Source organism: Bradyrhizobium sp. 44, from assembly GCF_023073095.1.
In the GTDB taxonomy this organism is placed as follows: Bacteria; Pseudomonadota; Alphaproteobacteria; order Rhizobiales; family Xanthobacteraceae; genus Bradyrhizobium.
Genome location: NZ_JADPIY010000010.1, coordinates 181,854 through 195,972 on the forward strand (window position 1 = coordinate 181,854; position 14,119 = coordinate 195,972).

13 protein-coding genes and 1 pseudogene are annotated in these 14,119 nt (G+C 62.2%); 2 read left to right on the forward strand and 12 right to left on the reverse strand.

The window, feature by feature from the left end; translation table 11 throughout:
- From IVB41_RS10185 to IVB41_RS10195, 3 genes and pseudogenes are all read right to left on the reverse strand, one after another.
- Entirely contained in the window at positions 1-882 is an 882-nt protein-coding gene (locus IVB41_RS10185) for an alpha/beta fold hydrolase (RefSeq protein WP_247430558.1), read from the reverse strand.
- A gap of 25 nt (positions 883-907) precedes the next feature.
- Positions 908-1,690 (reverse strand): SDR family oxidoreductase, encoded by a 783-nt coding sequence (locus IVB41_RS10190; protein WP_247430561.1) that lies wholly within the window; start codon positions 1,688-1,690, stop codon positions 908-910.
- Positions 1,691-1,714: 24 nt separating this feature from the next.
- Positions 1,715-2,854 (reverse strand): annotated as a pseudogene (locus IVB41_RS10195) (pyridoxal phosphate-dependent aminotransferase); the annotation flags it as partial.
- A 149-nt stretch (positions 2,855-3,003) separates the two neighbouring features.
- On the opposite strand from IVB41_RS10195, the gene IVB41_RS10200 reads away from it, so the two are divergent.
- Positions 3,004-3,786 (forward strand): GntR family transcriptional regulator, encoded by a 783-nt coding sequence (locus tag IVB41_RS10200; protein WP_247430567.1) that lies wholly within the window; start codon positions 3,004-3,006, stop codon positions 3,784-3,786.
- Here the strand turns inward: IVB41_RS10200 and IVB41_RS10205 are convergent.
- Complete coding sequence (locus IVB41_RS10205) at positions 3,783-3,998, reverse strand: hypothetical protein (RefSeq protein WP_247430675.1); 216 nt, start codon at positions 3,996-3,998, stop codon at positions 3,783-3,785. The two genes, IVB41_RS10200 and IVB41_RS10205, sit on opposite strands and share 4 nt — an antisense overlap.
- On the opposite strand from IVB41_RS10205, the gene IVB41_RS10210 reads away from it, so the two are divergent.
- Positions 3,945-5,048 carry an amidohydrolase family protein gene (locus IVB41_RS10210; protein ID WP_247430668.1) on the forward strand — a complete coding sequence of 368 codons (1,104 nt, stop codon included), beginning with the start codon at positions 3,945-3,947 and terminating at the stop codon, positions 5,046-5,048. The two genes, IVB41_RS10205 and IVB41_RS10210, sit on opposite strands and share 54 nt — an antisense overlap.
- 224 nt (positions 5,049-5,272) lie before the next feature.
- On the opposite strand, the gene IVB41_RS10215 is transcribed toward IVB41_RS10210, so the two are convergent.
- From IVB41_RS10215 to IVB41_RS10250, 8 genes are all read right to left on the reverse strand, one after another.
- Positions 5,273-5,902 carry an NAD(P)H-dependent oxidoreductase gene (locus IVB41_RS10215; protein ID WP_247430570.1) on the reverse strand — a complete coding sequence of 210 codons (630 nt, stop codon included), beginning with the start codon at positions 5,900-5,902 and terminating at the stop codon, positions 5,273-5,275.
- On the reverse strand, positions 5,903-7,354 hold the full coding sequence (locus IVB41_RS10220; RefSeq protein ID WP_247430575.1) for an amidohydrolase family protein: 1,452 nt from the start codon (positions 7,352-7,354) through the stop codon (positions 5,903-5,905).
- Positions 7,355-7,359: 5 nt separating this feature from the next.
- On the reverse strand, positions 7,360-8,064 hold the full coding sequence (locus IVB41_RS10225) for an ABC transporter ATP-binding protein (RefSeq protein ID WP_346770815.1): 705 nt from the start codon (positions 8,062-8,064) through the stop codon (positions 7,360-7,362).
- Positions 8,045-8,809, reverse strand: coding sequence for an ABC transporter ATP-binding protein (locus IVB41_RS10230; protein ID WP_129276108.1), 765 nt, complete (start codon positions 8,807-8,809; stop codon positions 8,045-8,047). The genes IVB41_RS10225 and IVB41_RS10230 overlap by 20 nt, the downstream gene beginning before the upstream one ends.
- Positions 8,802-9,788 (reverse strand): branched-chain amino acid ABC transporter permease, encoded by a 987-nt coding sequence (locus tag IVB41_RS10235; RefSeq protein WP_247430581.1) that lies wholly within the window; start codon positions 9,786-9,788, stop codon positions 8,802-8,804. Before IVB41_RS10235 ends, IVB41_RS10230 begins: the two co-directional genes overlap by 8 nt.
- On the reverse strand, positions 9,785-10,645 hold the full coding sequence (locus IVB41_RS10240) for a branched-chain amino acid ABC transporter permease (RefSeq protein WP_247430584.1): 861 nt from the start codon (positions 10,643-10,645) through the stop codon (positions 9,785-9,787). Before IVB41_RS10240 ends, IVB41_RS10235 begins: the two co-directional genes overlap by 4 nt.
- A 21-nt stretch (positions 10,646-10,666) precedes the next feature.
- On the reverse strand, positions 10,667-11,809 hold the full coding sequence (locus IVB41_RS10245; protein WP_247430589.1) for an ABC transporter substrate-binding protein: 1,143 nt from the start codon (positions 11,807-11,809) through the stop codon (positions 10,667-10,669).
- 174 nt (positions 11,810-11,983) lie between these two features.
- Positions 11,984-13,441, reverse strand: coding sequence for an amidohydrolase family protein (locus IVB41_RS10250; RefSeq protein ID WP_247430592.1), 1,458 nt, complete (start codon positions 13,439-13,441; stop codon positions 11,984-11,986).
- Between the last annotated feature and the right edge of the window lie 678 nt (positions 13,442-14,119).

The following is a 14,119-nucleotide window of genomic DNA, read 5'->3' on the forward strand; positions in this document are numbered from 1 at the left end:
TCAGTCCGTCCGCATGATCTGCGCCGGATTGGCGCGTGGGTCGCGCTCTTTCCAGCGACCACTTTCGACCTGACCTAGGAATTCCGACAGCAAATGGTTGAACAGCGCCGGCTCCTCAAGATTCAGCGTGTGGCCGCTCTTCGGAAACACGGCAAGGCCACAGGCCGGCACGGTCTTCTTCAGGAAAACGCCAGGTTGGAGGCAGTGGTCGTCCTCATCGCCGACCATCACGAGCAAGGGCGGCTTCATTTTTCTGAACTCGGTCTCCAGGTCATAAAGCGAAGGTCGCTGCATCTGGACGCCGCGCATGGTGTTGGCGGCGCCCTTCGATGAATGCTTACCCAGCCGTTCGGCAAACAACCCCCAACCGCGCGGGTCCTTCTCCTGAAACTGCACGCGTGAGGCGCCCTCGGCATAGGTCTTCGCGAAAAGCTCCGAGCCCTGCTTTTCGAAGTTCCTGGCGACCTGCTCGGAGATACCCTTGAAGTACTCTTCATGGGCTTTTTCGGCGCCATACCCGGCGCCCGCTGCGCAGACCGACAGGACGCGCTCGGGCCGGCGCAGGCCAGCATGCAGAACGGCGAAGCCGCCCATGGACAAGCCGACCAGATGAGCCCTGGCCAGGCCGGCGCAGTCCATGATGTCGAAAATATCATCCGCCGCGCGCGCCTGCGAGTAGGACGTTACGTCTTGCGGGATTTCAGACGGCGGAAATCCGCGCGCAGCGAAGGTCAGACACTGGTGACGCCGCGTGAAGAAGCTCATCTGCGGCTCCCAGCTCCAGTGGTTGCCGCCGAACTCATGCACGAAGACGATTGGCGTGCCGGATCCGGCCGTCTCATAATGCAGCTTCACGCCATCGGATGTTGTCGCAATTGCCATGGCAGGATCCTGCTGTTCAGTTTAATCAAACGACGGAGCGCCGTGAGGCGATCCCGCCGTCGACTGTGACGATGGTGCCGGAGGTGTAGCCGGAGCGGAAGGAGGCGAGAAAGAGGAATAAATCGGTGATTTCGTGGATCTTCGCCGGGCGCTTAAGCGGATATTTTGCCAGCAATTCGCCATACCGTGCCGGATCGCCCAGCGTATTCTCCGCAAACTTCCGCAGCATGTTGTAGATCCGGGTCGTGTCGACCGGACCTGGATTGACGCCGACGACGCGGATATTGTCGTCGAGGCTGCGACCGCCGAGAGCCCGCGTCATCGCCATAATTGAGGCGTTACCCGCGGCACCCTCAATATATTGCGGATCGCAGATCTCGCCGCCATTGCCAATATTATTGAGAATGACGCCGCCGCCGCGCTCCTTCAAGCGCGGATAGACGAGGCGGATCATGTCGGCATACCCGAAGCCTTTGAGAGCCCAGCCTTCGCGCCACTTCTCCGGCCCGATGTCGAAGATCGTGCCGCTAGGAATGACGCCGGCATTGTTGATCAGGATGTCGACGTTCCCTGCTTCGTCGACGATGCGCTCGGGGGCCCCGGATTCGGTCATGTCGACGGCGGTCGACGTGATCGTCACGTCGTTACGCTCGCGGATCTCGCGCGTCAGCGTGGCAAGCTTCTCGGCCGACCGCGCCGTGAGGTGAAGATGGCATCCCTCGCCCGCGAAGGCATGGGCGAGACCTTCGCCGATGCCCTGCGAGGCGCCCGTGATCACAACCTTTTTGCCACCTAATTGCAAATCCATCGCGCCGACCCTCAGCTACAGTTGTCAGAACAGCGGCGTGTCCAGGTTGATGCCGCGCGCCCGCTCCATCATCGCGGGCAGCAGTTCAAGGAATTCCTCCACCCAGACCTGCGGCACCGATGTCGATACCTTGACAAAGCGGTCGCCGAAATTCGGGGTGTGGTAGGCGCCCTGGCGGATCATGATCCCGCTCTCGCCATAAGCGGCGGCCAGCGCCTCCGGCTGCACCCCGCTTGCGCTGCATTCGACCACGATAAAATTGCCGTTTGAGGGATATACGGGCATCGAGAGGCCTTCCACGCGGGGCAGGGCATCGTAGATCATCGCCTGGTTGCGGCGGGTGATATCCAGTACCTGCGGAAACCACTCGGCCTTGATCGCAAGACCGGCGAGGGCAGCCCGCTGCGACAAGATGCTTGAGCCGAGATTGTTGGGCGGGGCGGCTGCAAGTTGCTCGAGGACCTCGGGATCCGCAATGATTGCGCCGACACGGAGCCCGGCAAGACCGAGCCATTTCGAAAAGCTGTAGATTGTGATCGTACGCTCCGGATAGATCGAAGCGGCGAGGTGATGCTCGTGCGCGAAGTCGCGATACGTGCAGTCATGCACCAGCCATGCTCCGGCCGTGCGCGCGATCTTAGCGATCTCCTCGATCTCAGCCTTCGTGCAGGCTACGCCGAGCGGATTGTTCGGATCGACAATGTAGATCATCTTCGTGCGCGGTGTGATCGCCGCGGCGAGACGAGCCGGATCGAGCCGGTAATTGTACTCCGCGCCATAAATCGGGATCTGGGTCACCGTGGCGCCGACCGAACGAGCAAACGCCATCGGCCAGTTCCACGTCGGGTCGGTTGTGATGAATTCGTCACCGGCGCGCAGCAGGGTGTGGCAGACGTGATAGAGCGAGGCGACGGCCCCATCCGAGACGAGGGCGGCCTGCGCGGGTAGCCCCACATCGGCCACGATGCCAGCGCGCAGCGCCTCGAGGCCGGCAGGCGGGGCATAGACGTGAAACTGCTCGTCCCGCGCGCAGGCGACCATGGCGTCGATGACGGCCGGATGGGCGGGAATGTGGTTGGTGTTCTGGCCCAACCATTTCAGGCCAGGGGTGTTCACCAGCCGGTCGAAATGGGCGTTGCGGGTCTCAAAGCGCTTCATGGGACGGGTCCTCGACTTTCGCTCTGTTTAAGCTAAAACGTGCATGCCAACAAGAGTTTTTGGCATGCAATCGCGTGCGAGGTGGCTTTTCTGGCTGCGGCGATGTACAAACATGCTCTACTTCGAATCCCTCATCGCAAGGCTTGCTGCGCCTCATGACTGCACGCACCACTGCCCAATCCAGCCGTCCCCGTCGCGCGCGGCCAGTCCCCGAGACCAATCCGCCTGCGAAACAATCGTCGAAGCCGTCGCGCGGCGAGGATTCCTCCCTGGCGAGCGACATCGCCGAGCGGATGGAAGAGGAGATCCTGCGGGGGCGTGTCCGTCCTGGCTCGCGGCTCGACGAGCGCGAGCTGTCCGATCGCTACCAGGTTTCCCGGACGCCGGTACGCGAGGCACTGCAGCGGCTCTCGGCGAGCGGTCTTGCCGTCGCGCGTGGGCGTCAGGGACTTCAGGTCGCGCAGATGTCGGTTGCGGACCTGCTCGATGCGCTCAGCGTGGTTGCCGAACTTGAGGCGCTGGCTTGCGTGCAGGCGGCGCGTCGGATCACGCATGAGCAGCGTGATGTGCTGCGCAAGGCGCACGAAGCCTGCGGTAAGGCGGCGATCAGCGGCGATGCCGATGCCTTCTATGACGCCAATATCGATTTCCACAATGCCATCGCTGAGGCGTGCCATAATCGCGTGCTGCAGGATGAACTGCGCAGGCTGTCGCTCAAGACCGCGCCGTACCGCCGTACGATTACTTTCCAGCCCGGACGGATGATCTCCTCCCAGCTTGAGCACGAGCAGGTGCTGCGGGCAATCATCGACAATGACGCCGCCACTGCCGGTACCCTGATGCGAAATCACTTGGCCATGCTCAGCGACGGCATCGCCGATTTCCTGCACTTTGTGCGGCGGTCGGAACATTCTGGCCTCTTTCTTGAAAACCCTTAGCGCTGGGAGCTCGTCCGATGCGCCTCGAACTCCTTCTCAGGGGTGGACGGATCTGCCGAGAAGGCGCAAGCGCGCCGGAGCTCCTCGACATCCGGATCGGAAAGAACGGTCGCATCTCCGCAATAGAGCGAGCGCTGCCCGCGGACGGCGCGGAGGTGATGGCCCTTGAGGGCCGCCTCGTGGTGCCGGGTCTCGTCGACATCCACCAGCATCTCGACAAGTCTCGCACCCGCGCGCTGATCAATAATCCGGCAGGAACGCTGGAGGGCGCCATCGCGGCGTACAGGGGCATCGCGCCGACGATCACGGCGGGGGACATGATCGCGCGCGCGCTGCGGACCGTCGAGAACTGCAGCGCCCTCGGCACGGTTGCAATCCGCACGCATACCAATATCGATCCGCAGACTGGACTGCGCGGGATCGAGGCGATGGTCGCCATGCGCGAGCGATGCCGCGATCGGATGCACATCCAGGTGGTGGCGCATCTGACCGGCGAGGCGCCCTCGATGCTCGCTGAAAGCGAAGAGTGGCTGTCCGCTGCGCTGGCGCTCGGCGCCGACGTGATCGGCGGCGTGCCAGCCTATTCTCGCGAGCCGCTGGCCTTCATGGAACTGCTTTTCGACACGGCAGAGCGTACCGGCCGGCCGCTCGACATGCATATCGACGAGCATATTGATGCTGGCAGGGTGCTGTTCGACGCACTTGCCCGCATGACACGTGAGCGCGGCCTCGCCGGGCGTGTCGTTGCGGGGCATTCTTCCGCTCTCGGCGCGATGCCGCGCGATGCTGCGCTGCGGACGATCGACCTCCTGCACGAGGCCGGGGTTGCCGTCGTGACGTTGCCCGCGGCCAATCTCTTCCTGCAGGGGCGCAGCGCCGATCGATTGGTGCCGCGGGGGCTCACGCGTGTTGGCGAACTGATCGCGCGCGGCGTGCCGGTGGCAGCCGCTTCCGACAATATCCAGGATGCTTTCGTGCCGACAGGCTCCGGCGATCTTCTCGAGATTGCGCGCTGGACCCTTTTGGCCGGTCAGCTCGGCATCAACGATCTCGGACAAGCTTTCGACATGGTAAGCCGCATCCCGGCCGGGTTGATGGAGCTCGATGCTGGCTTGCGCGTGGGTGCGCGGGCTGATCTTCTCGTTGCGCGCTCGGATGACGTCGAAAGCCTCGTCGCCGGTGGGGCACGCGAGCGCACCGTACTGTTCGGCGGGCGAGTCGTGGCTTCGACCTTTTCGGTTGCCGATACGGATCACGCCTGATCTCCGAGCTTCAACCAGAACCGATGGCTTGCAGGGGGCGGAACGGAAGGGGGCGGCCGCCACCCGCACGCAAGCGAGAGTCCGGCGATCAACAGAGTTTGTGCCGATCGGCAGGAAAGCCGGGCTGGCTCGGCACCGAGAAAGTATCGGTCGCACGGGGCACCGCGAACGCTTACGCGTCTGCCGAGACGATCTATCGCGGTCGATCTGCTCACGTTATGTCCTCAACCGAGTTTCCGCATCTCGGAGCTCACCCGCTGTAGAAACGAAGCGTGATCCCGCGCCTCATGCAATGCGTCGCTACGATGCAGGTTGTACAGCGGCAGGTAACGAACGCGAACATCCTTCGCCATGAACCAGCGCAGATAGCGCGTGATGATGCGTCGCGGCGGATCGCCGATATACCATGCGTCGAGACGCGAACGGCCATACGTCGTCACGCCGACGAGATGGCGGATGTGACGTAGATTGGGATGCATGCGACCGTCATCCCCGAGCGCGAAGGAGACGCCCGGGATCAGGACCCGATCCATGAATCCTTTTAGGATGGCCGGTGGCCCGAAGCACCACACCGGAAAGCAAAGGATCAGCGCCTCGGCCGCGAACAGGCGCTCGACATAGTGCTCGACGCCGGTACGATTGACCGCAGGATCGAAATAGCGGCTGCGCATGCCCGCATCGAGAACGGGCTGGAAGTTCTCCGCGTAGAGATCGCACACATCGACTTCGTGTCCAGCGTCATTGAGAGTCTGGACGATCGTCCTGCGTAGAGCGCAATTGAAGCTCTCTTCAAGAGGATGAGCCGTGACTACGAGTGCACGCATGTGTTGATGACCCAGGAAAGGGCGGCCCAATCAGGTGCGGCCGTCCGTGAATGCGAGATAGTCGATGCCGGTGAGGCGGGCCGCGCGTTCGATAACCCGCTCGGCTGCGCGATCCGCAGCAGCTCGCAGTGCCTCTTCGTCCTGCCGAAGCAGTTTGCCGTCCACCACCAGCGGCGTCCCTCCGACCATGGTGAGCGAACTCATGGTATTGTCTCCGGCAAGAAGCAGTCCGGACAGAAGGTCGGCGCGCGCGCCGGCGAAACCGACGCCGCGCATGTCAAAGGCGGTGATATCGGCCTGCATGCCGGGCGCGATCGCACCGATGTCGCTGCGGCCGATCAATGCGGCCCCGGTGCGCGTGGCCATTCCGAGCACGTCCTGTGGCGTCATCCAAAACTCCGGCGCGACCTCGCCGCCACCATCGGCGAGACGGTGCAACAGCAAGGCCAATCGCAGTTCATTGAGCATTGAGCCGCTATCGTTGCTGGCGGCGCCATCGACACCGATGCCGACCGGCATGCCGGCCGCACGCATGCGGTGAATATAAGGAATACGGGCGCCCAGGCGCATGATCATGCGCGGGCAATGGGCGACACCGACGCCGCGCTCGCCCAGCAGGGCGATCTCGCTATCGTTCATCCGCGTGGCATGGGCGAACCAGGTTCGCGGTCCCAGCATGCCGAGGCTATCAAGCCAATCGACCGGACCTTTTTCAAACTGATCCCGGCACAGCATCCGGTCGGTACTCTGCGGATGCACGTGCATATGGATCCCGACGGCGAGCTCGTCGCTCAGCTGCGCTACTGCTCGCATGAAATCCGGATCGCCCCAGGTCGGTGTCGTTGGGCCGAGCGCGACGGTCAGCATCGAACCCGCCGATGCGTCGTGCCAGCGTTCCACTGCCCGGCGCATCGAGGCGAGTACCGGTGCTGGGTCATCGATAATACCGCCGGCGCGTGGGCCGAGCGTAATGCTGAGGCGTGCCTCCAGATCGCTTTCGATCGTCGTCATGCTGCCGCGCACGAGATGGAGTCGGATGCCCATGCGGCCCAGCGCCTCGACTTCGGTCTCTAGATACGCGTCCTCGCAGCGCGGAACGAGATAGAAGTGATCGACGGTGGTGGTCGCACCGGTGAGCAGCAGCTCAGCTGCGCTGGCTGAAGCCACTGCAGCGAGATCCTCCGGCTGCATCAGGCCCCAGACGGGGTATAGTACCGATAGCCAGTCGAGCAGGTGACCGCGCTGAGCCCGCGGCAGGGCGCGCGTCAGAGTCTGGAAGAAATGATGGTGGGCATTCACCAGTCCAGGCATTGCCACCGAGCTGGACAGATCGATTCGCTCATCGAAGTCGCCGGCGGGGGGCGGGCCGTCGCCCAGCGCTGCAATTCTGCTGCCCGCGACGACGATCCACGCGCGGCGCAGCACGCGGCCTTCATCGTCGCAGGTGTGTAGTGTGTCGATGTTCTCGATGAGGCGGCGCATGAGAATCAAAACCCCAGATAAGCGCTGCGGATTGCCGGGTCGTTCGCGAGTTCGGCGGTCGATCCTTCGCGGGACATCAGCCCGTTCTCAATAACGTAGGCCCGACTTGTGGCTGCAAGTGCGAGGCTGGCGTTCTGCTCGACTAGAAGGATGGCGGTGCCGGTGCCGTTGACGCGCCGGATAGTGGTGAGCACTTCCTCCGTCACCTTCGGCGCAAGACCGAGAGAGGGCTCATCGAGCATGAGCAGTCGTGGGCGGGACATCAGCGCCCGCGCGATAGCGACCATCTGCTGCTGGCCGCCAGAAAGCGTGCCGGCGAGCTGATGCCGCCGCTCGTTCAGAATCGGGAACAGTTTGTACATCTCGCCGATGTCCTGGGTGCCGGCACCGCCGCGAATGGTTGCACCGAGCTCTAGATGTTCCAGAACCGTGAGGTTCGGCCAGATCTTTCGCTCCTCCGGGCAGTGGGCTACGCCGAGCCGCACGATCTGCCGCGGCGTCGCATTGCCGATTTCCTTGCCATCGAAGCGGATAGAGCCGGCGAGCACCCTGTTAAGGCCCGAAATTGCGCGCAGGATTGTGGACTTGCCGGCACCATTGGCCCCGATCAGAGCCACGGCCTCCCCGGCAGCGACCGTGAGATCGACACCATGGAGGGCGCGGGCGCGGCCATAGCCGCTTTCGACTTTCTCAAGCTGCAGCAAAGCCACTTCCACCAAGATATGCATCAACAACGCGCTGGTCACGGGCAATGACAGAAGGCGTGCCCTCGGCGATCTTCTCACCATGATGCAGGACGATAATGCTGTCCGAGATCCGCATTACCAGCTGCATGTTGTGCTCGATCAGGATTACGCCGACGCCGTCCGCCCGGATACTGGTGATTAGATCTCCGAGCCGGCGGGCCTCGGTCGGATTGAGTCCGGAGGCCGGCTCGTCGAGCATCAACAGGCGCGGTCGCGCCGCAAGGGCGAGTGCGATTTCGAGAATGCGCTGTTCGCCATAAGACAGCGCGGCGCATGGCTCACCGGCGACATCTTCGAGGACGCACCTCTGCAGAATGCGCCTCGCTTCGTTTCGGGCCGTTTCGCGCGCGCGACCGATGGCGCCAGGCCATACCGTCTGCCACATCGGGAAGTCCCTTCCACAAGTTGTGCCGATCTCGACCGCCCGCTCCACAGTGAGGCCCTTGAATACCTCCGTCTTCTGGAACGTACGCACGAGACCGAGGGCGGCGATCCCGCTCGGCTTCAGCCCAACGATGCTCCGATCGGCGAAGACGACATTGCCAATGTTCGGCTTCTGGAATCCCGTGAGGACGTTGAACAAGGTGGTCTTGCCTGCGCCGTTCGGGCCAACGACGCTTGTAATGTCCCGTCCCTCCGCACGAAAGCTGACCGCACGCACCGCATGGACGCCACCGAACGAGACGCTGACATCCATCGCCTCAAGCATCCTGGACGCTCCCTTGCCCAGCGAAACGTCGCCGAATTCGTGCAAAGAGGCCGATCAGTCCTTCGGGCGCGAACACGACGAGAACGAGGAGGATGGCACTGAAGGTCATGAGGCGGTAGTTCGCAGTGACGCGCAAGGCCTCGGGCAGGATGGTAAAGAGCACAGCGCCAATGACAGGCCCGATGATGGTGCCCTTGCCACCCAGGAAAACCATTATCAGCATGGTGGTGGTGTAGGTGAAGTAGAAGAGGTCGGGACTGACGAAACCAGTGTAGTGCGCATAGACGGCCCCGGCTAGCCCGGCGAAAAAGGCGCTGGAGACGAAGGCCGTGGTTGCGATGCGCCGCGTGTCCACGCCGCTCGCCTCAGCGAGGGCTTCATTCTCGCGCAGGGCCAGCATGCGCCAGCCGATGGGGGAATGGGTAATTCTCCAAATGATCGTCACGCAGGTCGTCGTGACCACGAGGGCTAAATAGTAGTAGGCCTCGCGCGAGCTGAAATCGATGCGCGGCAACCCAGGTAGATCGAAAACAGGGGGGCGAATTCCAGACAGGCCGATCTGGCCCTGCGTGAGGTCAGTCCAGTTGTAGGCTATCAGCCGACCGATCTCGGCGAAGATTACGGTGGTGATAATAAAGCGATGGCCGCGAACGCTGAGCACGAGCAGGCCGAGCAGCCAGGCGATCGACGCCGCAAAGACGCCGCCCGCGAACATCGTCAACCAGAGCGACATTTGGAAGTGCAGAAACAGGAGCGCCGCCGCATAGGCGCCGAACGCGAAGAATGCGGTGTGGCAGAGCGATAAGAGTCCGCTGTAGCCAACGAGGATGTCCAAGCTGGTCGCAAGAATCACGAACACTAGCGAAATGATGGCGATGTGCAGGTAATAGTCCGTGCCGATCAGCCGTGGCAGTACAAGAAGGATGAGAGCAGTCACGGAGAGTGCAAGCCAGGACGGCAGGCTGACACGCGACTTCATGAGCGTTTCCCGAACAGGCCGTCCGGCTTGTAGAGCAGGACGAGCATTACCAGAATGAAGCCGACCGCGTCCTTGTAGGCGGGCGAGATGATCGCGCCGAAGCTCTCCGCCAGACCCAGCAAGAGACCCCCGGCAATACCACCGGCAAAGCTGGAGATGCCGCCTAGCGTGACGACGATGAAGGCCTTCAGAGTGGCTATACCACCCATCGCCGGCTGAACCACGAAGATCGTGCCGAGCAGGACACCGGCGAGCCCCGCGACGCCGGCGCCAATGGCGAAGGTCAGCGTATAGAGGCGGTCGATGTCGATTCCGACCAGCGCCGCGGCCTCGCGCTGCTGGAAAGTGGCGCGGATCGCCTTGCCGGTCTGGGTGTGCCGCAGCCCAACATGCAAGAGGATCACGATCACGACCGTTACCGTGAGCATTAAGAGTCGCTCCGGCGTGGTGAAGACCCCGGCGAATTCGATGCTGCCGGTTTCGAACGGCGTCGGGATCTTCTGGGGCCGGGGACCCCAGACGTTAAGCGCGAGGTTCTCGAGAAATATCGAGAGCGCAATAGTCGCTAGTACGCTGCTGGACAGAGAGGCCCCCCGCAAGATGCGGAACAGGGTTCGCTCCAGCACGACACCGACGATCATGACGCCCATCACGCTGCCGACGAGACCGGTCCAGAAATCGAGGCCAAGCAGGCGCGTCAGCGTGTAGGCGAAGAACGCCCCCAGCATGTAGAACTGACCGTGAGCGAAGTTAGCTATCTCCATCAGCCCGAAGATTGCGGTCAGACCGACCGCGATCAAAGCATAGCTGGATCCGACGACCAGGCCGTTGAAGATGTATTGAGGAATGAGATCCATGGCCCGTCGACGTCATCCGGCTCAGGGTTTTGCGATCTGTGCCGTGCCCTCGATCATTGGAGCGGCGTTCTCGTTGCGTGTTAAAAACACTGTAAACCCGTAGCCCTGTCCCTTTTCATTGAACTTGATGTCGCCGGCGGGCCCGGGCGTTGTGCTGGTTGCGATTGCGTTGCGGATCGACTGAGGGTCGATCTTGCCCGAGGTCTTGATCGCGTTCGTGATTATAGTGAGTTCCTCAAAACCGGCCGCCGCATTGTTGTTCGGCAATTCGCCATAGGCCGCCTTGTACATCTCAACGAACTTCTTGCTCATGGGGCTGTCATAGGTCGAGACATAGGGCATCAGGCCGTTGATGCCGTCGCCCTTCTTGCCGACCACGTCATAATAGGACTTGGCGGTGAAGGAGCCTTCGGCGAACAGCCGGGACTTTATGTTCATCTGCCGCAGTTGCTCGGTCACGGTTACCGCGTTCTGCGTATTGGCGGCCATCATAATCGCATCGGGTTCGGCGCGTTTGATGTTGGTGATGTAGGAGAACAGGTCCGTTTCGTTAGCATCGAAGATCTGCGTGGAGACCGGCTGCGCGCCACTGCGCTCCAGCGATGTCTTGTAGTATTGTGCAATCGAGCGTCCCCAATCGTCGTTGACGACCAGGAACGCGATTTTCTTGCCGCCGGCGAGTTCCATCATCTTCGGCGCGAAGGCATCAGCGAGCATCTGTGAAGTAGCCTGGATGCGGAAAAGGTATGGATTGCCGCGCTCGGTCAGGTTTGGCGCGGTAGACACACCCGAAACCATCGGCACTTTGTAGCGGAGGGCAACGTCCATCGTCGCTCCGGTGGAGGAACTGCAGAAGGCACCAGCGAGGGCCACGACCTTGCTCGAGGATACCAGCTTTTCGGCGGCCGCAACGGACTGTGCCGGAATGCAAGCGCCATCCTCGACCAGCAGTTCGATCTTGTCGCCTTTAAATTCGCCGGCATCGTTGAACAGCTTGACCGCGAGCTTGGCGCCCTTGAGCACGGTGGCGCCGTCTTCGGCGACGGGACCCGTCAGCGGATAGACCGCGCCGACCTTGATGGTGTCCGCAAGGCAGGCACCGCCCGCGAGTAGCAGCGTCGTCGTGACGGCGAGGGCTTGCGCCCGCAGAACGAATTTCGACATGAGAGTGCCTCCAGCAGCTAAGGGATCAAGGTGGTCGTCACACAAACCGTTCAAGACAAAAGATGTGTCGACGATGGAACGCGAGGAAGAAGCAGGACCTGCATGCCAGGTCTGGCAAGACGTGTGCCAGCGATCGTGCCACAGGTTGAGATGTATCGGGAAGCATGATCGGTGTCATCTGGCGGCGCGGGTGTGGCCGCCGGCCCTGTAGAATTCTTCGAGAGTCGCCTGGGAGCGCTCCAAAACCGGTTTTAGCGCGCGGGCCCGCTCCGCACCCCGTCTAGTCTGCGCGATCACTTCCCGCTCGATAGCGGGAAGATCCACGCCCGTAACCTTGCCATCGCGCACGATCTCGCGCCCGGCGACATAAAGCGATTTGACGTGGCGGGAGCTGGCTCGCGTGAGAACGACTTCGAGCGGGTCGATCATGTTCTCGATCAGATCGTAGCTGAGCGCCTCGTAATCGAGCACGAGAATGTCGGCGGGCGCCCCGGGCGTGAGCCTGCCGTAATCGTTGCGGCCATTCACTGCGAGGAAGCCGTTCTGATGCCACCCGCGAAACAACAGCTCCTGGGTTAGAGGCGCGTCGGTGTCAAGGGGTGAGAAGACCCAGTGGCCGATACGCAGCTCGCGCAAGGCATCGTCGTCATCGTCGAAACCAAAGGAATCCACGCCGAAACTGAAAGGCATGCCGGCTTTGATATAGCTGTCAACCGGCGCAACACCGGAGCGTAAACGGTAATTCGAGCTCAGGTTGACGGCGATCTGGGCGCGCCGCTCGGCCATCAGCGCGACTTCATCCGGCCTGAGCCAAACGCCGTGGGCACCGGTGAAGCGTTCGCTGATCACATCCATGTCGCACAGGCGTCGGATGAACTTTCCGGGATAGCTCGCATCGGCCCATTTGCGCTGAATGGATGTCTCGAGCAGATGCGTGGTCACGCGACGGTTCTCGCGCGCGGACGCGTCGCCGATCGCCTCGAGTAGCCCATCGCTGCAGGCCTGGGGGCTGTTGGGCCCGAGCTGGACTGTTACGGTTGGCCCCTCGATGGCGCGGGCCACCTCGCGCACGAGCTCCATGTAGCGTTCGGGTGAGGGAAAGGGATATAGCCAGGTCTCCTTTACGAACGCCTGGTCGCGCGGATCATGCAGCGCGAGCAGCTCCTGGTCCGGGCCATAGCCGAGAGTTTGAACGTCCCGCAGCGGCACGACGAAACCGAGGCGAATCCCCACGTCGCGTGCGGCGCGGGCGATCGCCCGTGCATCATCGATCAGCCGGTCGACCCGGATGGAAGAATAGACGTGCATCACAGATCCGACGCCAGACTGGGCCAGACGTCCGAAAGCAAGGGCAGCGTTGAGATAAGGATCGATCGGCGGCTGGGCATACAGCGCAGCGCGCCACAATTCGAACTTTTGGTCCTTCGCGCCGAAGCCGATGTGATGAAACCCTCGCGCATGGTCGTGGGCATCCGCCAGCGCGGGCATCGCGAGGAGCCCGCCGCGGCTGCTGACAGCGGGTTTCACCTCAGCGATCCGGTCCCCGGAAAGACTTATTGCTCCGCCGGCTAGCGGGGCGTCCCGGCCGGGCGCCGCATAGAGATACTGGAACGACAGGTCCAGCGCGGTCATGGGCGAAGCTCGATGTATGCAGAGAACAAGATCTGGCATGCACGTTAGCTGAATTCATTCGGCTTGACCAGCACCCCCGCTAGGCAATAGCTGCGGGATTTCTGGGCAGAGAAGCGTAATACCGAGCGTCAGAAGAGATGCGAAGCGTAAGGACCACTATAGAGGCGGATCAGACGCGTTTCCGAGGTCATCCTCTCTAAGCCCTTCAGATCGCCGAGCAGCCTCAAAGGCAAGTCGGCACTGCCGAACGAACGCGTTCAACAGCCCGTTCCCGGAGTGAAATTGCAGGCCTGATCTCCTCTGGCACAATGCTGCGCTTTGGGCAGCGATTAGCCTCAACCTTGCGCGGACGGCCTCGCGTTCGGTGCCGTCATGAGGCCGCGAGAAAGACCGTGCCCAAGGCGGTAGATTGCCTGCGCCCCGTTCGAAGAAGGGTAGCTATATCAGCCGGGTTGACAAGACCACCCTCGATCCGAACCCACCGAACCTTCAGCGCTTTACGGCTCAGGTGCTGCGCCTTACATCGTTTTTGCCTCGACTTATAAACTTTGGTCGCAAATGGGACTCAGTTCTCCAACCGATAAGGTTCTATGCAAAAGTTTATCAGTCCAAGCGTCTGGCTAAACCCGTTCGGGCCGCGCTGCATAGTCTTCACGTCGTGGCGTGCGGTAGCCGTTC

Coding starts and splice junctions, on each gene's coding strand:
- IVB41_RS10220 (WP_247430575.1), bottom strand. CDS start 7,354: ATGCGCCGCCTCATCGAGAACATCGACACACTACACACCTGCGACGAT.
- IVB41_RS10240 (WP_247430584.1), bottom strand. CDS start 10,645: ATGGATCTCATTCCTCAATACATCTTCAACGGCCTGGTCGTCGGATCC.
- IVB41_RS10230 (WP_129276108.1), bottom strand. CDS start 8,809: ATGCTTGAGGCGATGGATGTCAGCGTCTCGTTCGGTGGCGTCCATGCG.
- IVB41_RS10205 (WP_247430675.1), bottom strand. CDS start 3,998: ATGCTGGTGGATGTCGACGAGACCCGGCACCACGAGGCGGCCCTCAAG.
- IVB41_RS10210 (WP_247430668.1), top strand. CDS start 3,945: ATGGCCCTTGAGGGCCGCCTCGTGGTGCCGGGTCTCGTCGACATCCAC.
- IVB41_RS10190 (WP_247430561.1), bottom strand. CDS start 1,690: ATGGATTTGCAATTAGGTGGCAAAAAGGTTGTGATCACGGGCGCCTCG.
- IVB41_RS10245 (WP_247430589.1), bottom strand. CDS start 11,809: ATGTCGAAATTCGTTCTGCGGGCGCAAGCCCTCGCCGTCACGACGACG.
- IVB41_RS10250 (WP_247430592.1), bottom strand. CDS start 13,441: ATGACCGCGCTGGACCTGTCGTTCCAGTATCTCTATGCGGCGCCCGGC.
- IVB41_RS10235 (WP_247430581.1), bottom strand. CDS start 9,788: ATGAAGTCGCGTGTCAGCCTGCCGTCCTGGCTTGCACTCTCCGTGACT.
- IVB41_RS10200 (WP_247430567.1), top strand. CDS start 3,004: ATGACTGCACGCACCACTGCCCAATCCAGCCGTCCCCGTCGCGCGCGG.
- IVB41_RS10185 (WP_247430558.1), bottom strand. CDS start 882: ATGGCAATTGCGACAACATCCGATGGCGTGAAGCTGCATTATGAGACG.